This is a genomic window from Segatella maculosa OT 289, assembly GCF_000243015.1.
In the GTDB taxonomy this organism is placed as follows: domain Bacteria; phylum Bacteroidota; class Bacteroidia; order Bacteroidales; family Bacteroidaceae; genus Prevotella; species Prevotella maculosa.
Genome location: NZ_JH594500.1, coordinates 282,028 through 302,702, shown reverse-complemented (window position 1 = coordinate 302,702; position 20,675 = coordinate 282,028). Strand labels below are relative to the sequence as shown.

The 20,675-nt window shown below is 45.4% G+C and carries 14 protein-coding genes and 1 pseudogene; 4 read left to right on the top strand and 11 right to left on the bottom strand.

Going from position 1 to position 20,675, the window contains the following annotated elements; all coding sequences use genetic code 11:
* Window positions 1-242 precede the first annotated feature (242 nt).
* The 3 genes from HMPREF9944_RS01100 to HMPREF9944_RS01090 form a co-directional block, all read right to left on the bottom strand.
* Complete coding sequence (locus tag HMPREF9944_RS01100; RefSeq protein WP_008563851.1) at window positions 243-1,964, bottom strand: fimbrillin family protein; 1,722 nt, start codon at window positions 1,962-1,964, stop codon at window positions 243-245.
* Between the two features lie 120 nt (window positions 1,965-2,084).
* Window positions 2,085-2,324, bottom strand: a complete 240-nt coding sequence (locus tag HMPREF9944_RS01095) for a hypothetical protein (protein WP_008563850.1) — start codon at window positions 2,322-2,324, stop codon at window positions 2,085-2,087.
* A gap of 632 nt (window positions 2,325-2,956) precedes the next feature.
* Window positions 2,957-3,400, bottom strand: coding sequence for a hypothetical protein (locus tag HMPREF9944_RS01090; RefSeq protein ID WP_406674615.1), 444 nt, complete (start codon window positions 3,398-3,400; stop codon window positions 2,957-2,959).
* Between the two features lie 123 nt (window positions 3,401-3,523).
* On the opposite strand from HMPREF9944_RS01090, the gene HMPREF9944_RS01085 reads away from it, so the two are divergent.
* Together HMPREF9944_RS01085 and glgP are read left to right on the top strand one after the other, a co-directional pair.
* On the top strand, window positions 3,524-5,197 hold the full coding sequence (locus HMPREF9944_RS01085) for a glycogen/starch synthase (RefSeq protein ID WP_044113127.1): 1,674 nt from the start codon (window positions 3,524-3,526) through the stop codon (window positions 5,195-5,197).
* Between the two features lie 21 nt (window positions 5,198-5,218).
* On the top strand, window positions 5,219-7,780 hold the full coding sequence (glgP, locus tag HMPREF9944_RS01080; RefSeq protein WP_008563847.1) for an alpha-glucan family phosphorylase: 2,562 nt from the start codon (window positions 5,219-5,221) through the stop codon (window positions 7,778-7,780).
* Window positions 7,781-8,222: 442 nt separating this feature from the next.
* Here the strand turns inward: glgP and HMPREF9944_RS13545 are convergent.
* The 7 genes and pseudogenes from HMPREF9944_RS13545 to HMPREF9944_RS01045 all read right to left on the bottom strand — a co-directional run bounded on the left by HMPREF9944_RS13545 (window position 8,223) and on the right by HMPREF9944_RS01045 (window position 14,871).
* Window positions 8,223-8,724 (bottom strand): annotated as a pseudogene (locus HMPREF9944_RS13545) (IS30 family transposase).
* Window positions 8,725-8,924: 200 nt separating this feature from the next.
* On the bottom strand, window positions 8,925-9,689 hold the full coding sequence (locus HMPREF9944_RS01070) for a hypothetical protein (RefSeq protein WP_008563845.1): 765 nt from the start codon (window positions 9,687-9,689) through the stop codon (window positions 8,925-8,927).
* A gap of 205 nt (window positions 9,690-9,894) precedes the next feature.
* On the bottom strand, window positions 9,895-11,949 hold the full coding sequence (htpG, locus tag HMPREF9944_RS01065; RefSeq protein WP_008563844.1) for a molecular chaperone HtpG: 2,055 nt from the start codon (window positions 11,947-11,949) through the stop codon (window positions 9,895-9,897).
* 411 nt (window positions 11,950-12,360) lie between these two features.
* Window positions 12,361-12,933, bottom strand: a complete 573-nt coding sequence (locus tag HMPREF9944_RS01060; RefSeq protein WP_044113121.1) for a Maf-like protein — start codon at window positions 12,931-12,933, stop codon at window positions 12,361-12,363.
* Between the two features lie 9 nt (window positions 12,934-12,942).
* Window positions 12,943-13,461 carry a KdsC family phosphatase gene (locus tag HMPREF9944_RS01055; RefSeq protein ID WP_008563840.1) on the bottom strand — a complete coding sequence of 173 codons (519 nt, stop codon included), beginning with the start codon at window positions 13,459-13,461 and terminating at the stop codon, window positions 12,943-12,945.
* Window positions 13,454-14,242 (bottom strand): Rossmann-like and DUF2520 domain-containing protein, encoded by a 789-nt coding sequence (locus tag HMPREF9944_RS01050; protein WP_008563839.1) that lies wholly within the window; start codon window positions 14,240-14,242, stop codon window positions 13,454-13,456. Before HMPREF9944_RS01050 ends, HMPREF9944_RS01055 begins: the two co-directional genes overlap by 8 nt.
* The gene (locus HMPREF9944_RS01045) at window positions 14,239-14,871 is read right to left on the bottom strand and encodes a TetR/AcrR family transcriptional regulator (RefSeq protein ID WP_008563838.1); all 633 of its coding nucleotides are present in this window, start codon (window positions 14,869-14,871) and stop codon (window positions 14,239-14,241) included. The genes HMPREF9944_RS01050 and HMPREF9944_RS01045 overlap by 4 nt, the downstream gene beginning before the upstream one ends.
* Before the next feature lie 147 nt (window positions 14,872-15,018).
* On the opposite strand from HMPREF9944_RS01045, the gene HMPREF9944_RS01040 reads away from it, so the two are divergent.
* Together HMPREF9944_RS01040 and HMPREF9944_RS12900 are read left to right on the top strand one after the other, a co-directional pair.
* A complete protein-coding gene (locus tag HMPREF9944_RS01040; RefSeq protein WP_008563837.1) occupies window positions 15,019-17,304 on the top strand; it encodes an NADP-dependent malic enzyme in 2,286 nt (761 codons plus the stop codon).
* Between the two features lie 202 nt (window positions 17,305-17,506).
* Entirely contained in the window at window positions 17,507-17,746 is a 240-nt protein-coding gene (locus HMPREF9944_RS12900) for a hypothetical protein (protein WP_008563835.1), read from the top strand.
* 326 nt (window positions 17,747-18,072) lie between these two features.
* Here the strand turns inward: HMPREF9944_RS12900 and HMPREF9944_RS01035 are convergent, their stop codons facing one another.
* Window positions 18,073-20,601, bottom strand: coding sequence for an ATP-dependent Clp protease ATP-binding subunit (locus tag HMPREF9944_RS01035; RefSeq protein ID WP_008563832.1), 2,529 nt, complete (start codon window positions 20,599-20,601; stop codon window positions 18,073-18,075).
* Window positions 20,602-20,675 lie beyond the last annotated feature (74 nt).

Below are 20,675 nucleotides of genomic sequence, written 5' to 3'. Positions count from 1 at the left end.
ATTGTATTTAATTGATTAATAAAAGGTTATTTTCTTATTTCGTCTGTCTTCCCGATGCTCCCCTGTCATCTGTTTTGGAGAGATACTATCTGTCCTTTCCTACACATACTATCTCTCCTCGAGGACATATACTATCTCTCCTCCCCTACACATACTATCTCTCCTCAAGGACATATACTATCTGTCCGAAACGACACATTCCATATATTGCGCAAGGGAGTAACAGCATCGCATATCCGAACTTAAAAATTGACAAATGACCGGACACCAATCTTCAGCCCTGGATATGGGATTTGATTTTTCTGATATCCCATATTGATACGATAGCCTTTTTTTACCAAACCTACAACCCATGCATGTTTGGTATCATACTCCGATGAACTCCAATAAGCATAGAATTCATGATCCCACTGACCACCGGGAAAGGGGCCGGGGTAAGGATGGAAAACAGTATTTCCGCTTTGCAGGGGAGTTCCTCCCACCTGCGTGAAGGCTACGTTTGCCAGCTTTATCTCCCAATTGTTGAGGTCTGTCGGATAAGGTTGCGTGGCAATACCCGTATTCAGCACTTGCAGAGCGGTGCTCCATTGGCCTAACGTGGGCAGATACCATTTGCTGACGTTTGCCCCTGTGACGGTTGTTCCGGGGTCGTAAGTACCTGCAATATAGAAAGCCGGATAGTTCGTCTGGTCGCTTCCCTTGATGATACCGTCTGTGCTGCATGCCGTAGTCCATGTTTCCTCGTAACCATTCATGCGGACATATTGTGTCAGCGTGTTATTATCCATGTTTGTCGAGGTTTGCATATTCGTCTTTCCCCATTGCAGTACATTGTTTCCGCCATTGGCATCTTTCAGCGCGATAGCGAATCTCTTGCTTTGGCTTGCCACCAAGGCGATGGGCGTCTTTGCCGTTGCTGCCGTTGCACCGCCATAGACAGTTTCAGTAATATACCCTATGGTGCCGTCGCTAAACAGGTAGAGGAAATTATACAGCAGCTTGATGTTGAGCACGTAGGCACCGTTTGGGTCCAGCTTCATCGCTTTGAGATTTGCCATATTGCCGGACATGTTTTGTTGATAGATGGTGCCACTGTTGAAGCGGAAGTCCATATAGCCTACTTCTGCCTTCGGCGTGAAATAGACTTCCTCATTGCTTGTTGAAACATAAGTATCGGTTGCTGCTGTGGCAGCATTGAAAGTGAAGGGGATATTTTCTGTTGCATGCTGCGCTGCTTGCCAAGTTGCAGTCGATGCATCATAGGTGGAGCCTGTAATAAATCCCAGGGGGGCTTTCGGAGTCAATACCGCAGTAACTGCCGGGAAGTCCATGTAGCCTGTCAGCTTGAATTTTACCTTTGCAGCCGCATGCTTCATTGTGAAAGGCACCAGCTGATGATAGGGAGTTGCTGTGATGGCTTGTGTGGTGCGGCCGATGAATGCATCGCTGGCGTTAGCACGGGTCACGTTCAGGGAGTTCCCGTTGCGTTGTAGCTTGCTGTTGAAGAGCACGAAGTCATACGTGCCGGGTTCCAACTCTATGGCCTTGTCGCCTGAATAGCTGAACACGCCGCCTGTTATCGTCCCCGTCACTTCGCCTTTGAAAGCATGGGTAGTGTGGTCGTAGGCCAGCATGGTGTAGGTATCGTTAGGCAGCGTACGTGTAGTTGCCGGCTTTGCTTGCTTGGTTGTGTCGCGTTGCAGGGTGCATAGTGCCAGAATACCGTTACCAAGGTTCACGGTCTGCTGCTGAAGCACAGCTCCATTGCTGTTTGTGCGGGTCATGTCTGTCTCGCCATTGTCATTGTAATCGGCAAAGTCGACCTTGAACTCCACAGCCTTGGTCACGTCTACCTTGCCGTTTCGCGTTCCGTTGTTATCTTCGTTGTCATCGTTGCTGCTGCATGCCGCCAGCATTCCCGCCACGAGCAACAGACTTGCTTTAAAAAATATCTTTCTTTTCATTTCCTTTAGTTCTTAATTCGTAATACATTTTTCTTAATTAGCCCTCAAGCTCACGCTCCCTCCCTTTAGGAGGGCCGGGGTGGGTATTCTCCCCTCCTTTGGAGGGGCCGGGGGGAGGCTCTACTCTTCTTCTTCCTCGTCCCACAAACTATTATGCTGCTTTGCCGGTGCCACCGTACTCTTGTCTCCAAAGAGTGCGGTTCCCACGTCGTGCTCGCCCTTGTCTTCGTAACCGGTCTCTACAGTAGAGGCGTTGCCGTTGGGAAGGACGGAATTGCAGATAAAGTTGTCCTCTTCCATAGGAATAACCTTGCAGTGCGGAGCAACATAAGGTAATCTTTCTTTCTCTTCTTTGTTCATAATCTCTAATTTATAGGGTAAATATTCTTTTGCTTTGTTTTCTTTGTCTCGTTGCGTGCATGGTGCATGTAGGGACGCACGGCTCGTGCGTCCGCTCCAACAACTTACTAACTGCCAACTCGTCAACCGTGGTGAGCGGACGCACGAGCCGTGCGTCCCTACATTTTGCTCCCTTATTTCGTTCATTTTTTGCTCGTAAAGGGACACGAAAATGTGAACAAAGGGAACGCTGAGAAGCCCTTTGTTTATTAGTGTTACGCGCTCTTCGCGCGCGCGTACGTGAAGACGTTTAAACGCCAGGTGCGCTAAGTGTGTGTGTGTGTGTTAGCAAATTATTTGGATTAACCAAATAATAAGCGTTAAAAGATGCAGAGAAATCAAAGTTTCTTTGCATCAGGCTCACACCTTCATAATATATAGGATTACTTTTTATCATCGCGTGCAAAGGTAAGGCTAATTCTGCAAATTACCAAACTTTTCTTTGACTTTTGAACATTGGACCTTATGATTAGCCTATTATCAGTCCGCAAGTTCGCACTCCCTCCTTGGATAATTTGGAGAAAATTCTTCTTCTCCCACGATATACCTTTATCTTTACAACAGGTTATTCGAGTTATGCAAAGCACGGTCTGCTATTTCGGTCCGGTAATAGGCGTTACAGACGCACGGAACTGTAGTCGCTTAGGTATCTTCACCCATTTCCGGTTCACGGCAATCTTGATGGTGCTACCATCGTTTTGCTGCAATTCAAAACTACCGTCGGGAAGTCTCCTAAGTACAGCCTCAAGGTCTTCACTACCATAGTCGTTGGTAATCGTAAGCTTAGCCGTAATGGAATCTTTTAGTTCTGCGGTAACAAACAACCATTTGCGTCCGTCGCGTTTAGAGCCGAAATATCCCGGAAGCTCACCGAAGATTTCCTGTCCCGGAACTTTTATGTTATTCCGATAGAAGTCCATGTTGATATAAACCTGATATTCGTCGTTATAAAGATAACCCTTGAAGACGCTCATATGTTGTACTTCTATTGAAAGGACGACCGAAAGGAGGAATGTCATCACCAAAGTTCTTTTCATCATTCGTTTTGTTTTTGTCGGTTGCAAAGATAAGCTATTTCAAAGAACTAAAAGAAAATATAACTGGTAAACTTTGCTTTTTGGAATATTTATATTATCTTTGCGCCGAATATATATTTTTGTATGGGAAGAGATTTGATTGTTCCGGATTACATTTTTGAATCAAGTTGGGAGGTTTGCAATAAGGTCGGTGGTATTTATACGGTACTGTCATCCAGAGCAAAAACACTACAAAATAATATGAAAGACCGAGTGATTTTTATTGGTCCTAACTGTTGGGAGCAATCCGACTGCCCATACTTCATAGAAGATTTAGCTCTGTTTCCCGATTGGTGTATTAAAGCTGAAAAAGAGGATAACCTCAAGGTGAAGGTCGGACGTTGGAATGTTCCCGGGCAACCAATAGCCATCTTGGTGGATCTCAAACCTTTTTTTGCTATCAAAGATCAAATCTATGGTCGGTTATGGGAAGACTTTAAGGTAGACAGCCTCCATGCCTATGGCGATTACGATGAGGCCAGCATGTTCTCCTATGCTGCCGCCAAGGTTGTCGAGAGTTTCTACCATTACAATATAGACCGTAAGGCCAAGGTTATCTATCATGGTAATGAGTGGATGACATGTTTGGGGTTGCTCTACATTCAGAAAGCAGTTCCGGAGATAGCCACTATTTTTACAACCCACGCAACCAGTATTGGGCGCAGCATTGCCGGCAATAACAAACCACTTTATGAATACCTTTGGGCATACAATGGGGATCAAATGGCCGGCGAACTCAACATGCAAAGCAAGCATTCTGTCGAAAAACAGGCGGCATGGCATGTGGATTGCTTTACGACCGTAAGCGATATAACGGCTCAAGAATGCAGGGAACTGCTCGACAAACCGGTCGATTATGTTCTGCCCAATGGTTTTGAAAATAACTTTGTACCCAAGGGAGCCTCTTTCACGGCAAAGAGAAAGCAGGCTCGCAAAGCATTGTTGCAGGTGGCTAATGCACTGACCGGTGACAAGTTTGATAATAATACATTGATTGTTTCGACCAGTGGGCGCTATGAATTCCGTAATAAAGGCATTGATGTCTTTATTGAGGCAATGAACCAGTTGCGCTTCTGTGACAGCTTTCATAAAAAGGTCGTTGCCTTTATCGAGGTGCCTGGGTGGGTGGCAGGCCCGCGTGAAGACCTTCAAGAACGATTAAATAGCGGCAAGAGTTTTGAAACGTCACTCTGCAATCCTACTTATACACATTGGCTCCACGATGCAGACCACGACAATGTGTTGTGCATGATGAAACATCTTGGTATGCATAACCTGCCTAACGACCGTGTTAAGGTCATATTCATTCCTTGTTATCTCACGGGGGAAGATGGTATCCTCAATCTTCCATATTATGATATGGTGCTGGGCAACGACCTATGCGTGTATCCTTCTTATTATGAACCATGGGGATACACGCCGCTTGAGGCCATAGCTTTCAAAGTGCCTTGCATCACGACTGATCTTGCTGGCTTTGGCCTATGGGCCAATACCGTAAAGGGAGCTAATTGTGAGATAGAAGACGGAGTGAAGGTAATTCATCGCACGGATTATAATTATCAAGAGGTGGCAATAGCCATCAAAGAAACCATCTACAAATATGCCACATTCACTGACAGCCAAGTGAAAGCTTGTCGTAGCAATGCTGATAAATTGTCAAAGAAAGCCTTGTGGAATAAATTTATTATTTATTATCAAGAGGCTTATGATTTTGCTTTGCGTAAAGCAGAAGCAAGAAACAATAAAATGAACTTATGAGATTAAAATAAATTGTGATTTATGAAAATTAAAGCTGATTACGTAAATACTCCTCAATGGAAGGAGTTGACTGTGAAGTCCAGACTTCCCGAACAGTTGAAATGTCTCGATGAGCTGGCACACAATCTTTGGTGGGCTTGGACTTACGAGGCAAGAGATCTCTTCAAGAGTCTTGATGAAAGTCTTTATGAAGAGGTGGGCCACAATCCGGTTGTTCTTCTTGAGCGTTTGAGTTACGAGCGCAAGGAAGCCATCGTGAAGGATAAGACCATTATGAAGAATGTGAAGGACGTCTATGCCAAGTTCCGTGCCTACATGGACGTAAAACCCGACAGCAGTCGTCCTTCCGTTGCCTATTTCTGTATGGAATTTGGACTTAGCCAAGTTCTCAAGATTTATTCCGGCGGTTTGGGTATGCTTGCCGGCGACTATCTGAAAGAGGCATCTGACAGCAATGTCAATATGTGTGCCGTAGGTTTTCTTTATCGCTACGGTTATTTCACGCAAAGTTTAAGTATCGATGGACAGCAAATTGCAAAATACGATGCCCAGAACTTCAACTCGCTTCCCATTGAACACGTGCTCGATGAGAACGGAAATCCTGTCGTCGTTGATGTTCCTTATATGAATTATCAGGTCCATGCCTATGTTTGGCGTGCCAATGTCGGTCGTATCAGTCTTTATCTGCTTGATACCGACAACGACTTGAACTCCGAGTTCGACAGACCTATCACTCATAGTCTCTATGGTGGTGATTGGGAGAATCGGCTGAAGCAGGAAATCCTTCTCGGCATCGGCGGTATTTTGGCATTGAAAAAGCTTGGTATTCAGAAGGATATCTATCATTGCAATGAAGGTCATGCGGCGCTTTGCAATCTTCAACGTCTTTGCGACTATGTCGAGAGCGGGCTTACTTTCAATCAGGCCATGGAACTTGTGCGCGCATCTTCACTCTATACGGTCCATACCCCGGTTCCGGCTGGTCATGACTATTTTGACGAGGCTCTTTTCGGTAAGTACATGGGCGGCTATCCTGCCAAACTCGGCATTTCTTGGGAGGAATTTATCGGCATGGGCCGTGAGAATCCTGACGACCATAGTGAGCGTTTCTGTATGAGTACCTTTGCCTGCAACACCTGCCAGGAGGTAAACGGTGTAAGCAAACTCCACGGATGGGTCAGCCAAAAGATGTTTGCTCCGTTGTGGAATGGCTACTTCCCCGAAGAAAACCACGTGGGCTATGTAACCAATGGCGTGCACTTCCCGACATGGGCTGCATCGGAATGGCGCCATATCTATGACAAGTACTTCGACAAGAACTTCATGAACGACCAAAGCAACGAGGAAATTTGGCATGCCATCAATACCGTTTCTGATGAGGAAATCTGGAAGACACGCATGACCCTGAAGCAGAAACTCGTTGATTATATCCGCGAGAAGTTCACCGAGTCGTGGCTCCGTAACCAAGGCGACCCCGCACGTGTGGTTTCATTGCTTCAGCGCATCAACCCCAACGCACTGATGATTGGCTTCTGCCGTCGCTTTGCAACCTACAAGCGTGCGCATCTCCTCTTTACGGATATTGAACGTTTAGCAAAGATTGTCAATGATCCTGAGCACCCAGTTTTGTTCTTCTTCTCCGGCAAGGCTCACCCGGCCGATGGTGCCGGCCAGGGACTGATCAAGAAGATTTATGAAATCAGTCAGCGTCCCGAATTCCTTGGAAAGATTATCTTCCTTGAAGACTATGACATGCAGCTTGCACGCCGCTTGGTTTCAGGCGTTGATATTTGGATGAACACGCCGACCCGTCCGCTTGAGGCTTCTGGGACATCTGGTGAGAAAGCAGAGATGAATGGTGTTGTCAACCTTTCCGTACTTGATGGCTGGTGGGTCGAAGGCTATCGTGAAGGTGCCGGCTGGGCATTGCCCGAGAAGCGCACCTATGAGAACCAGTCTTATCAGGACCAACTTGATGCCGCCACGATTTACGGCCTGCTGGAGAACGACATCATCCCATTATATTATAATCACAACAAGAAAGGCTATAGTGAGGATTGGATAAGAGTGGTCAAGAATTCCATCTCTACCATTGCACCTCATTACACCATGAAGCGTCAACTTGACGACTACTATGACAAGTTCTATAACAGACAAGCGCTTCGTTTCAAGAAGTTGGCAGAGAACGATTCCCGTCTGGCCAAGGAAATAGCACAGTGGAAGGAAGCTGTGGCCGAACGTTGGGATGCGATTCATGTGGTCAGTAAGGATACCTCGTTTATTGACAACGGCGGTGAAACCGGTATGAAATACACAATGACCTATGTCATCGATGAGCAAGGGTTGAAAGACGCCGTCGGACTGGAACTCGTCACGCTGAAGAACAATCTTGGTGGTGACGACCGCGAGGTTTACCGTATCCACCCCTTCAAGATCAAGGCGCACGAAGGCAACCTATATACTTTCGAAGCCATCATCGAGCCTGATGAAGCCGGTGCGTTCCGCAGTTGCGTGCGTATGTATCCAAAGAATGCCAATCTTCCCCACCGTCAGGACTTCTGCTATGTGAAGTGGCTTGATTGACATGTCCTCGTATTTATGATGACACAGATAATAAATGGGAACCGCCTTTTGGTCGGTTCCCATTTTTATAAGCTATTCACTCCCGGCTAACAAACAATTTATTTCATTCCTTAGGGAGGAAAAGATATTTTCATACCACGCTACGGAAGCATATTTGTAAAAGAAACATCAAGGGCATCAAACAGATGTTTATCATCAATTATCGATACGTCAGTTCGGGATAAGAATATTTAGACGGAAACCTCGAAGAGGCGGCAGAACACAGGCGAGGGCGAGTGATGTGCGTAGCTCCCACTGTCGTGACCGGAGCGGCAGGAACCTTGAAGAGGTGACGGAACGAAGCAGGAGTTGTTTCCGCTGGTCCGTCATCCCATCGGAGGTCCCGCCGACACATTTTTTAATTTTTAACGGCGGATGGTGGATTCCATAAGCAAGTGCAAAGTTAGGCAATTTTGTCGTTAATCATACCTGCTGGCTTTGAAAATCCATTTTTCTTTCTGGGTCTGTTGTTGAGTTTCTCTACAATTTTCCTGACGTACCCCCTTGAAATCTCCCTGAGGTCTGTCCTTTTAGGGATATATTGCCTGACAAGCCCATTCATATTCTCTATGGCGCCCTTTTCCCAAGAGCAATATGGATGTGTGAAGTAAACCGTGGTGTTCAATCTCTTTACGATGATTTCATGTGCTGCAAACTCCGTCCCGTTGTCCGTGGTTATGGTCCTTACGGGCAGCCCGCTCCCTTTGAGTAGCCTTGCAACGTCTGACTTTCAACGTTGCCTGACGGCCGTCATACACTCCCTGTACATTGGAGTTGCGCCTTTTCTCCCGCGAAACCGTGCTTACACAAATACCAATGGTCTTGGCGATGAAACTACGTGAGCATTTCTTTTGCAGCAACACACTAATTGTGTACCTTTGTTCCGAGGTTAATTGTTTATACATATGCAATACAAAATTAATTAATCCTAGGGAGGGGAACGAATGTTCTCCTCCTTTTTGCATTGCTTAGGTCTTTCGCCGGGCTCTTCGGGGGCTTCAGGCACCCGGACGCAAGGCAAGCCTCCGTGGTGTTTTTCATGGTGTCAAACACCACCAAGATTTTGCACTTCTATTTGGAAAGAGCTCATGGCCTATATTTCGTCTTAATATCTCATATTCCTGTTCAAATAATTGGAAACAATATAATGTGCCCACGTTGAATTGTGAGGTTTCAAATGCTTTACAAGTTTCTCTATTGCCTTCCGACCAATCTTCTTATCCACCTGATTGAGTACTTCTATGCACGAAACGAAATCATAATAATACTTAGGGTACCATTTTCTTTCATTCAGTTGTCGAAGATACTTTAAAGGACTTTTTGGTAGCATCGGGTCAGGCTGAGCTGTAGAATGCCGTCTTGATTTTGAACCAACCAAAGGTTTCTGTGCCTTATTGCAATATTCAAACGCTACGGAAGCCTCTTCCCATGTGGCCTGATCATAGGTTGCAATCTTATATCTATACCAATCATGTAATGCGATATTGTAGAGATAATAGTCATAAGTTATGGTAACTGTACTGCCATGTGGCTCACGAAATGCCCTGACAATAATCCCGGGATGAGGAGAAAAATAACTCAATTCTCCACCAATGACCGCATCCAACGACTCTGAATCTGTGAAATGCAATGTCTTTCTGTTTCCAAGAACAAGCTTCCCCTCAACAGTTATCTCCGAGAAATACCATGTTTTCGGATCTTCCTCACCTTTTTCATAGTGTGTTTTACAGACCACCGTGAGCCAATCTTCCCGTTTGTCGTTGTCAAAATCACCCTTTATGGTCTGCCTTGATACCTCTATCCGTTGGGAATGACAAGCTACAGCGATACCGATTAACATGGAGCATAAGCAGTATAATCTCTTTTCCATCACATTATTTTAATCGTTTCTGTCTCCCCTTTTATATAGTTTTATCTGCAATATTAAGCGTTTTTATTGAAATATACAAGTAATACATAAAGGAATTACACGTAACAAAAAACCTGCTTGCATTCTTCTTTTAAAGAAAAATACAACAGGCCTTTCGCTTATTCATTTCCATAGGACAAAGTGTCCCTAAGTCTTGTTTCCCTATTTATTTTATCATATCTATCGAACGTTTGAGGAAGACATCGAGTGCCTGTCCTTTCAGCATGCCATTTTGCAACAGTGCAAGGTCAATCAATTGGTGAATGACATCATTACCTTTGGCATAGCCATCAAGCACTTCGGTCTTTTTACTCTTTTGCTCATTGATAGCCTTTTCCGTATTTTGCAAATCGTCTTTCTCTTCCTGTGTCAATTCCTCCGGTTTCTTCTTGTCCTGACTTTGATGCAAAGCCGAAAGACGAGCTTGTAGTCCTTTTAGTTCGCTCAAGATGGGCTTCAATGTCTCGGCAGTGTTGCTGTTACAGTCGGCAAGCACCTGCTTTACAAGTGCATGATCGCTGTTGAGCACCATCGTATAGCTGTCGGGCATCTGCTGATAGAAGCTCATTCCGGGCTGGAACTGACTCATTTGTTTCATACGACGCATGTATTCATTCTGCGTAATAACAACCGGTTGGCCGTTCTCTCCCAAGGCTTGCACCTCTACGTTGAACTCGGTTTTATCGAGTTTCGGCATTTGTGAGCGGAACACCTGACTTAGGTTCTCACGGTCTTCAGCAGCTATTTCGTTCTCTTTGTGGTCATCTTTCATGATGAGTCGCTCCACAATATCGGCGTCAACACGTGTAAAACGAGACTTTTCGAACTTTTGTTCAAGCATGCTTACAATTGGTGTGTCAAGCTGGCCGTCAAGCAATAGCACGTTATAGCCCTTATTCTTGGCCGCTTCAATATAGGTATATTGCTCCTCGGTGTTGTTGGCATAGAGATAAATCAAGGTGCCATCCTTGTCTGTCTGCTCTTCCTTGATGAGGGTTTTGTACTCATCAAAGGTGAAATACTTGCCATCAACATCCTTGAACAAGGCAAAATCCTTGGCACGGTCGTAGAAATCGTCTTGCGAAAGCATGCCGTAGTTGATGAATATCTTGAGATTGTCCCACTTTTCCTCGTATGCTTTGCGGTCTTCCTTGAAGATGTTTTGCAGACGGTCAGCCACTTTCTTTGTGATGTAGCTTGATATCTTCTTCACGTTTGCATCGCTCTGCAAATAGCTGCGACTCACGTTCAGCGGAATATCGGGCGAGTCGATGACACCATGTAGCAGTGTCAGGAATTCAGGAACAATGCCCTCTACTTGGTCGGTGACGAAAACTTGGTTGCAATAGAGCTGTATCTTGTTGCGCTGTAAATCGATATTGTTCTTGATGCGTGGGAAATAAAGGATACCCGTGAGGTTGAATGGATAATCCACATTCAGGTGAATCCAAAACAATGGTTCGTCCTGCATCGGATAAAGTTCCTGATAGAACTTCTTATAGTCTTCATCTTTCAATGTTGACGGAGCCTTGATCCACAACGGTTCTACATGATTGATGACATTATCTTCGTCGGTATCGACCATCTTCCCGTCCTTCCACTCTTGCTTTTTGCCGAAGATGACAGGTACAGCCATGAACTTACAGTACTTATTAAGCAGCTCTTCAATCTTCTGTTTATTGAGGAATTCCTTGCAATCCTCGCTAATGTGGAGCACGATGTCACTTCCACGGCCCTCTTTCTCCACTTCGCTGATTTCATAAGCGGGTGTTCCGTCACACGTCCACTTCACGGCTTTGGCATCATCATGATAAGAACGCGTGATGATATCCACCCGATCGCTCACCATGAAGCTTGAATAAAAACCTAATCCGAAGTGCCCGATAATGGCATTTGCGTTGTCTTTATATTTATCCAAGAAGTCACTGACGCCCGAAAAAGCAATCTGATTGATATATTTCTCAATCTCTTCCTCGGTCATTCCGATACCGTTATCACTGATAGTAATGGTTTTGGCCTTTTCGTCAAGTTTCACGTTGACCTTAAGTTCGCCAAGTTCACCTTTGAAATCACCCTTTTCTGCCAGTGTTTTTAGCTTTTGTGTGGCATCGACAGCGTTACTTATCATTTCACGAAGAAAGATTTCGTGGTCTGAATAGAGAAACTTTTTGATGACAGGGAAGATATTCTCAGTCGTAACCCCGATGTTTCCTTTTTGCATAATCTGTTGTTTTTAGAATTTTTATCCCTCATTAAGCAAACTCCATGCCAACTTTTTGCATTGCAATCTCAGCGATATTGCCGTATAATTTCAGCCATTTCACCGCGTAATATGGCTGACTTTGCCGCGCAATATAGCTGAGATTGCACGGTGAAATAGCTAAGATTGAAAGAAAAGGCATAAGTCGTTGATTATTAATATAGAAGGCGTACGGAATAGATTAAATGTATGTGGTGACATACGGCTCGTGCAGCCGTTCAAACGATCGTGTATTTGTGTCTCATTCACCTTGAGTGGACACAGGAGCCCTGCGTCCCCTACCCTCCTTTCCCGGCCATTTTGTTGGTAATATGGTTGAGGCTACTCTGCTCTTAGCAAAGGGTAAAGACAGAGGACCGCATACATTGGAGTTTAGAATTTCATCAGTTCTTCGTAAATGCGTTGGACAGGAAGGCCCATCACATTGAAATAGCTTCCTCGTAACGATGTTACACCTACATAGCCAATCCACTCTTGTATGCCATAGGCACCCGCTTTGTCGAAAGGCTTATAGTGGTTTACATAATAAGAGATTTCATCTTGAGACAAAGTTTTGAAAGTAACCGCCGTTGATACCTTGAAACTACGCTGCTTACGCAAGGTTGTCAGGCTTACTCCGGTTACTACATGATGCTCACGACCACTCAACAGCCGTAGCATTCTGCAGGCGTCGTCTTCGTCTTTCGGCTTTCCCAAAATCTGCTGACCGACAATAACCACCGTATCGGCTGTTAAAATCAATTCGTTTTCGGTCATGGAGTCAAGATAGGCTGCTGCTTTCAGGCGTGAAAGAAAGAGTGGAACCTCGTCTGAGGGCAGATTGTCTGGATAGGTTTCATTGATTCCTTGTTTCAATCTGACTGTAAAAGGAATATCCAGCCCTGCAAGAAGTTCCTTTCTGCGGGGAGAATTACTGGCCAAAACGATGTTGTATTTCATCTTCATTCTTTATTTTTACCAGCCGAAAGCCTTGGCATCACTAAGCCATTTTCCTTGGGCGCGCAACACTTGCTCGATGATATCACGGCCACAACCATGTCCTCCGGCTTTAGAACTGACATAAAGAGAAATATTCTTAATGTCCGGGGCGGCATCGGCAGGGCAACAAGGGCATCCGCAATGGCACATCACTTCATAATCCGGAATGTCATCTCCTACATAGAGCACTTGTTCATCACCGATTTTCAAGCGTTCTAAAAGTGCTTCGTAAGCTTTTATCTTCACAGAGCAGCCCATCAAAACTTCTTGCACACCAAGATTTTCATAGCGTAACCGTACAGCTTCGGTTTTTCCACCAGTAAGAATAGCTATCTGTAGGCCCATTTTGACTGCCAACTGAATGGCATAGCCGTCCTTGATGTTTATCGTACGCAGCGGTTCCCCATGTTCTGACAGCAAAATGGTCTCTGCTGAAAGCACACCATCAACATCAAAGACTACAGCCTTTATCTTTGTCAAATCATAATTAATCATGTTCTCTTTTTGTCGTTGCTGTTTGATGAATAGAAGCAGTCATTTGCTTATAGATATTCGCCCAAGATGGCTCGTCGGAAAGCAGGGCCTTCTGCCGTTCAATCACGTTTTCGTCGTAACGAACGGCTGGTCCAGTCTGTGCATCTGAAGGCAAAAGCGAATGCACCTTACGTGCAGTTTCATCTATCAAGGGCAGCATTACACTGAAAGGTATATGATGTCGGGCCAGTAATTCCGATGAAATCGCATAGCAATGGTTTACAAAATTACAAGAAAAAACTGCCGCAAGATGGAGATATTGCCTATCGGCAGAAGAGAGTGGGTAGACCTTTGTCGTGATAGAGCGAGAAAGAGCTTGCAACAAGTCTCTTGTCGGTGCATCACAAGCCTCGATAAAGCAAGGAATGGCTTTGAAATCGACCAACCTTTCTTTTGAGAATGTCTGCATTGGATAGAACACACCGTAATGAACTGCGAAACCTGCGAATACGTCCATTGGCAGACTGCCGGCCGTATGGAGAAAAATCTTGTCGGATTTTCCCTTGCATAATGTCGGAAGAATGTTCTGGAGCACACTGTCCTTCAGCGATAAGATATAAACATCCGCATTATCGCTGACTTGTTCTATTTGATGGGTGGGAACAGCCCCCAAACGCGTAGCCAATTCATGGGCATGTTCCATCGTTCGGCTATAGACTTGGACAATCTGATGACCGGCATTCTTCAATGCCACACCTAAATTGGTTGCCAAGTTCCCTGAACCAATAAGAACGATTCTCATTTGATAGACTTCATTTTCTCGTCTAACATCACCAATCCTTTCTCTGTACAGAAACCACGCATAAAGAGAAAGATGATATTATACAGGATATGGTCCATACTATAAAAGCGATAGAGCTGATGCTCCATAACATATTGCATGGAAGCCTCGCTGATTTGTACTATCAGGTCATAGTCCACATCATCGCGAAAGACCCCCTCCTCTACTCCACATTGAAAAAAGAGTTTGCCTTTTTCCTTACGTTCCTTGTGTATCGTATTCAGATAAGACGTAATGCGGGTGTATTTTCGAAGCTCAAAGAAGAAAAGAGGTGAAGTAGACTGGAACATCTTCACTTGCAAACGATAGTACTCGGCCAAGATATCCATCACTGATTGTGCATGTTTGGATTGGAATTCATTGAGATGACGCTCATAATTCATCTCTCCATCCTTAATACCCTCGAATAGCAGTTCCTCCTTATTGCCATATATCTCATATAAGGTACGCTTGGATATACCCAACTTTCGAGCGATATCATCCATCTTTACTTGTTTGATACCGTTCGTCAGAAACTCTTGCATGGCAGTTTTGAGGATACGCTCCTTCAACTGTTCGCGATACTCTGTTGGTGCGTTTGGTCTATGCATAAAAAATCAAAAGAAACTGACTGAATATTCTTTTGCAAAGTTACAAAAAATAACAAAAAAACCATTCCTTATTCAAACGTTTTTTGCTAACTTTGCACATAAAGTGAGGAAAATAAAGAGATGATTTGAACAAAATAAACAATTGAAATGGTAAAAGTTACTAAAGAAGCAGCCTTGGCATATCACGAGAATGGACGCCCGGGCAAGATTGAAGTAAAGCCGACAAAGCCTTACCACACGCAAACGGATTTGAGTTTGGCCTATTCACCGGGCGTAGCATTTCCATGTCTTGAGATACAAGCTGACCCCGATAATGCCTATAAGTATACGGACAAAGGCAATCTTGTGGCTGTTATCAGCAACGGCACGGCCGTATTGGGACTGGGTGACATCGGTGCAATGAGTGGAAAGCCTGTCATGGAAGGTAAGGGGCTTCTTTTCAAGATTTATGGTGGCGTTGATGTCTTCGATATTGAGGTGAATGAGAAAGATCCTGAGAAGTTTTGTGAAGCCGTTGAGAAGATTGCGCCTTCTTTTGGCGGTATCAATCTTGAAGATATCAAGGCACCTGAGTGTTTCTATATCGAAGAACGGCTGAAGAAGACTCTTGACATTCCCGTGATGCATGATGACCAACATGGCACGGCTATCATTTCTTCTGCGGGTCTGATTAATGCGCTCGAGGTTGCTGGTAAGGATATCAGCAAAGTAAAGATTGTTGTCAACGGTGCCGGAGCTGCAGCCATCAGTTGTACTAAGCTGTATGTTGCCCTTGGAGCAAAGACCGAAAATATCATTATGCTTGATTCTAAGGGGGTCATTACTGTAGACCGTGAGAAAATCACTGCGCAGAAAGCTATCTTTGCTACCAAACGCAAGGGCGTTCACACGCTGGAAGAGGCCATTAAAGGCGCCGACGTGTTCTTAGGACTGAGCAAAGGAAATATACTCACACAAGACATGATTCGCAGTATGGCAGACAATCCTATCGTTTTTGCCTTAGCCAATCCCGTTCCGGAAATTTCTTATGAAGACGCGGTTGCGAGCCGTCCTGACGTATTGATGAGCACGGGACGGAGTGATTACCCCAATCAAATCAACAATGTCATCGGCTTTCCCTATATTTTCCGTGGTGCACTCGATGTCCACGCAAAAGCCATTAATGAAGAAATGAAGTTGGCTGCCGTCAAGGCTATCGCCGAACTTGCCAAGCAGCCTGTGCCTGATGTCGTAAATGAGGTTTATCATGTGACCGACCTTACATTCGGCCCGAAATACTTCATTCCAAAACCTGTCGACCCGCGGCTCATTACCGAGGTCAGTGCAGCTGTGGCCAAGGCCGCCATGGAAAGTGGCGTCGCACGTACGCCGATTACAGACTGGGAAACCTACAAAAAAGGACTGCGCCAACTGCTCGGCCAAGAGACTGCGCTCACCCGCAAGCTCCACGACACCGCCCGCTTGCACCCACAGAAAGTGGTGTTTGCCGAGGGCGGACATGCCACCATGATGAAAGCTGCCGTACAAGCCAAGCAGGAAGGCTTCTGCGAACCGATTCTTTTGGGCAACCCCGACAGATTGAACCGACTGGCCAACCGTCTGAAACTCGACCTGACCGGTGTCGAAATCATCGACATGCGTGCCGATCAAGAGCAAGGGCGCCGCGCCATGTTCGCCAAACATCTGGCCGAGAAGCGTGCACGGCAGGGATACACGTTCGAGGAAGCCTACGACAAGATGTACGAACGCAACTATTTCGGAATGAGTTTAGTCGAAAACGGCTATGCCGACGCATTCATCACCGGTCTTTATACGAAATATAGCAACACGATTAAGGTGGCCAAGGAAGTCATCGGTGTCAGGCCCGAATTCAAAACTTTCGGAACGATGCATATTCTCAACACCAAGAAAGGCATCTATTACATGGCCGACACGCTCATCAATCGTCACCCCGACGAGAACATTCTGGCCGACATAGCCAAGCTCAGCGCCCACACGGTGAAGTTCTTTAATGAAGAACCCGTCATCGCCATGCTGAGCTATTCAAACTTCGGTTCTGACGAAGTCGGAAGCCCGCAGAAAGTGCACAATGCCGTCGGGCAGATACAGAAGGAATATCCCGATTTGGCCATTGACGGCGAGATGCAAGTGAACTTTGCCCTCGACAAGGAATTGCGCGATGACAAGTTTCCGTTCAGCCGTCTGAAAGGTAAAGACGTAAATACACTGGTCTTTCCGAACATGAGCAGTGCCAATTGCAGTTATAAACTGCTTCAAGCACTCAATCCCGACAGCGAAATCATTGGCCCCATTCAAATGGGATTGAATAAAGCCATCCACTTCACTGATTTCGAAAGTTCTGTTAACGACGTGGTCAACATAACTGCCATCGCCGTCATCGACGCGTATATTGAGAAGTTGAAGAACAAATAAACTAATTTCACACGATGGAAAACAGCCGATAGGTCTTTTCCTTTCGTGTAATACGATCTAAGACCGGACTGTTTTTGCAGTTCGGCTTTTTTTGTTGTGTCTCGTGTCCGGTAAAAACTCTTGGGGAAAGTGCACATTTTTTTTCGGAAAGTCGGCGTATGGGCAGCTAATAAAATCACTTGACCGTAATAAAATTATTGAGATGAGCCGCAGAAATGTTGCTCTGCACGGCCAGTTCGGGATAACGCCTCATTACCTTTTCCACCTCGCCGGCTGCAGCCTGCACGTCAGCCGCACGGCGATGCTTGGCCGCCCGCACCGTGAATTGCAGGACACGATACGACTCGTCGCAGACAGCGTCGAGCTACCGTATCTCGGTGATATTTCTTATTTTCGTTGTCATATTCCATGGAAGACGAATGCTTTTTGTTTCTTTTTTTAATGTCTTCCATGGAAGAAAAGGGTTATTTCTTACTTTTATTGTCATCTTCCATGGAAGAAAAGAGGTGATTGTTAAAAAAAACTTTATCTTCCATGGAAGACGACCATTCTTTTTACATATTTTTATTTCTCCCGTGGAAGAAAATATTTTCTGTTAAAATATCCTTCATCTTCCATGGAAGACGAGCGTCTTTTTTACATTTTTTTATTTCTTCCATGGAAGACGTGCGTTTTTTCTCTGTTCAACCCCTTTCCACCATGGTGGAAGCCCCGCGCCCCTTTGATTTCCTTATTTCGGGGGGCGCGCGGTTGGCGTTTTACGCCTCTTTATTTGAAAAGCAGTTCTTCCTTACCGGGAGCTTTGCTCACGCTAATCGTGTCACCCTCTCGGAGCGTGTTGGAGAGAATCTTTTCGCATACGCCATCTTCGATATAGTTTTGAATGGCGCGTTTCAGCGGCCGTGCACCAAACTGTACGTCATATCCTTTCGTTGCAACGAATTCTTTGGCCGTGTCCGTGATTGACAGCTGATAGCCCAACCCCTTGATGCGCTTGTAAAGCTCTTTTAGTTCGATGTCAATGATTTTTTTGATGGCCCCGAGGTCGAGTTGGTCGAAAGTGATGATTTCGTCAAGACGATTCAGGAATTCGGGCGCAAACTGCTTACTGAGACTTTTTTGAATAATGCTGCGTGCATATTCTTTGTCCTTGTCGCCCAGGCTAAGCCCGATGCTTCCACTGGCATTGAACCCTACACCGTGTCCGAACTCTTTCAGCTGGCGCGTTCCGGCATTTGAGGTCATAATGATTACCGTGTTACGGAAATCAATGAGCCGCCCGTTGCCATCAGTGAGCCTTCCCTCGTCGAGTACCTGAAGTAGCATGCTGAAGATGTTGCCGTGTGCCTTTTCAATTTCGTCGAGCAGAATGATAGAGTAAGGATGACGCCTCACCTTTTCTGTGAGCTGCCCCCCTTCTTCATAGCCGACATATCCCGGAGGAGCACCGATTAGTCGCGATGTGTTGAAGCTTTCTGAATACTCGCTCATGTCTATCCGTATCAGTGCCTCATCGGAACCGAACATATACTCGGCCAGCTTCTTAGCTAAATAGGTTTTACCGACTCCAGTGGGGCCTAGAAACATGAACACGCCGATTGGATGGTTGGGGGCTTTGATACCTACACGGTTGCGTTGGATAGCTTTCACCATCTTTTCGATGGCGTTGTCTTGGGCTATTACCTGCTCTTTCAAAACCTTGCCCATATTCTTCAACTTTACGTTTTCAGCCTCGGCAATGCGTTGCACGGGGACACCTGCCATCATTGAGACTACATCTGCCACTTCATCGTCGGTGACAACGTGTCGGTTGGCATCTTCTCCCGAAGCCCATCTACGGTTCAATTCGTCGATTTCTTTTTCAAGGGAAGTCTGATGGTCGCGATAGCCCGCAGCAAGTTCAAAGTTCTGGTTTCTCACCGCTTGTTTCTTTTTCAAGATTGTTTCCTCCAGTTCTTTCTGCTTGTCGGATAATTCCGTAGGCATTTCGGTGTTCTGTAGATGTACTCGGGCTCCAACCTCGTCAAGTGCATCAATAGCTTTATCCGGGAAATAACGATCGGAAATATAACGTTCTGTCAGATTGACACACGCTTTGAGTGCCTCGGCTGTATAGCTGACATGATGATGTTGTTCGTATCTGTCCTTGATATTGTGGAGAATGGTCAGTGTCTGTTCGGCCGTGGTCGGCTCAACCATCACATTTTGGAAGCGGCGTTCCAAAGCACCGTCTTTCTCTATACTTTTGCGATATTCGTCGACAGTGGTCGCGCCAATGCATTGAATAATGCCACGTGCCAAGGCCGGTTTCATGATATTGGCGGCGTCCATACTGCCCGGAGTGCTCCCGGCACCAATCATCGTGTGGATTTCATCAATGAAGACAATGACTTCCGGGGCCCGCTCTAATTCATTAATCAAGGACCGGATACGTTCTTCAAATTGTCCTCGATATTTAGTTCCAGCTACAACGGCTGTCAGATCAAGACTTACAACACGTTTATTGAACAGAACGGGCGAGGTCTTGTGCTGCACGATTAATTGTGCCAAGCCTTCGACGATGGCACTTTTCCCTACTCCGGGCTCACCAATAAGAATCGGGTTGTTCTTTTTGCGCCTGCAGAGTATTTCTATGACACGCTGAATTTCTTGTTCTCGACCGACAACCATATCCAGTTTCCCATCGAAGGCAGCCTGCGTAAGGTCTGTCGAGAAATTATCTAATACGGGAGTCTTGCTCTTTGCTTCCCCATTAGCCGTCTTAGTGTAAGTCTGCTTTTTATTACCCGTTGGCATGGCCTCATCTTCTTCCTCCTCATCGGGCATCCCATAACCGTCGGTCGCAGTCTGATTACTGCTCATCTGGGTTTTCAGATAGGAAAGCGTATCTTCGTAGTTCATATTGTTGTATTCCAAGATTTCCTTGGCCCCATTGTTTATTTGGTCATGTAGGATGGCTAAAATAAGGTGCTGTACATCTACCAGTTGAGTGTGTTGTATACGTGCTTCCAGAACAGCAAGTTTCAAGATGTTACTTGCCTGCTCATTAAGCACGAGTTCAGATGTAATGATAGATTCTACAACTTCATCTTTCTTTACTTTCGATTCTAATTCCGACTTTACATTCTTCTCGTCAATATTCATGCGTTGGAAGAGATTACTGAGCAAACTATTTTTCTCACGTAAAATACCCAAGACGATGTGCTCGGGCCCTACTGAGCAACTGGCTAATCGGTAGGCTTCCTCTCTGCTGAAAGCTAATATCTCTGAGACCTTGTGTGAAAACTGACTTGTCATATATTTTGCCTCCTTATATTATTGCTGCTGCAAAAGTAATAAATTTATGGGCAATAAAAGCAAAGGATATGCCA

Bases quoted from the DNA above. Each gene is read 5' to 3' on its own strand.
- HMPREF9944_RS01035 (WP_008563832.1), bottom strand. From the start codon at position 20,601: ATGACAAGTCAGTTTTCACACAAGGTCTCAGAGATATTAGCTTTCAGC.
- HMPREF9944_RS01060 (WP_044113121.1), bottom strand. From the start codon at position 12,933: ATGAAGATGAAATACAACATCGTTTTGGCCAGTAATTCTCCCCGCAGA.
- glgP (WP_008563847.1), top strand. From the start codon at position 5,219: ATGAAAATTAAAGCTGATTACGTAAATACTCCTCAATGGAAGGAGTTG.
- HMPREF9944_RS01100 (WP_008563851.1), bottom strand. From the start codon at position 1,964: ATGAAAAGAAAGATATTTTTTAAAGCAAGTCTGTTGCTCGTGGCGGGA.
- HMPREF9944_RS01090 (WP_406674615.1), bottom strand. From the start codon at position 3,400: ATGAAAAGAACTTTGGTGATGACATTCCTCCTTTCGGTCGTCCTTTCA.
- htpG (WP_008563844.1), bottom strand. From the start codon at position 11,949: ATGCAAAAAGGAAACATCGGGGTTACGACTGAGAATATCTTCCCTGTC.
- HMPREF9944_RS01045 (WP_008563838.1), bottom strand. From the start codon at position 14,871: ATGCATAGACCAAACGCACCAACAGAGTATCGCGAACAGTTGAAGGAG.
- HMPREF9944_RS01085 (WP_044113127.1), top strand. From the start codon at position 3,524: ATGGGAAGAGATTTGATTGTTCCGGATTACATTTTTGAATCAAGTTGG.
- HMPREF9944_RS01040 (WP_008563837.1), top strand. From the start codon at position 15,019: ATGGTAAAAGTTACTAAAGAAGCAGCCTTGGCATATCACGAGAATGGA.
- HMPREF9944_RS01070 (WP_008563845.1), bottom strand. From the start codon at position 9,689: ATGGAAAAGAGATTATACTGCTTATGCTCCATGTTAATCGGTATCGCT.
- HMPREF9944_RS01095 (WP_008563850.1), bottom strand. From the start codon at position 2,324: ATGAACAAAGAAGAGAAAGAAAGATTACCTTATGTTGCTCCGCACTGC.
- HMPREF9944_RS01050 (WP_008563839.1), bottom strand. From the start codon at position 14,242: ATGAGAATCGTTCTTATTGGTTCAGGGAACTTGGCAACCAATTTAGGT.
- HMPREF9944_RS12900 (WP_008563835.1), top strand. From the start codon at position 17,507: ATGAGCCGCAGAAATGTTGCTCTGCACGGCCAGTTCGGGATAACGCCT.
- HMPREF9944_RS01055 (WP_008563840.1), bottom strand. From the start codon at position 13,461: ATGATTAATTATGATTTGACAAAGATAAAGGCTGTAGTCTTTGATGTT.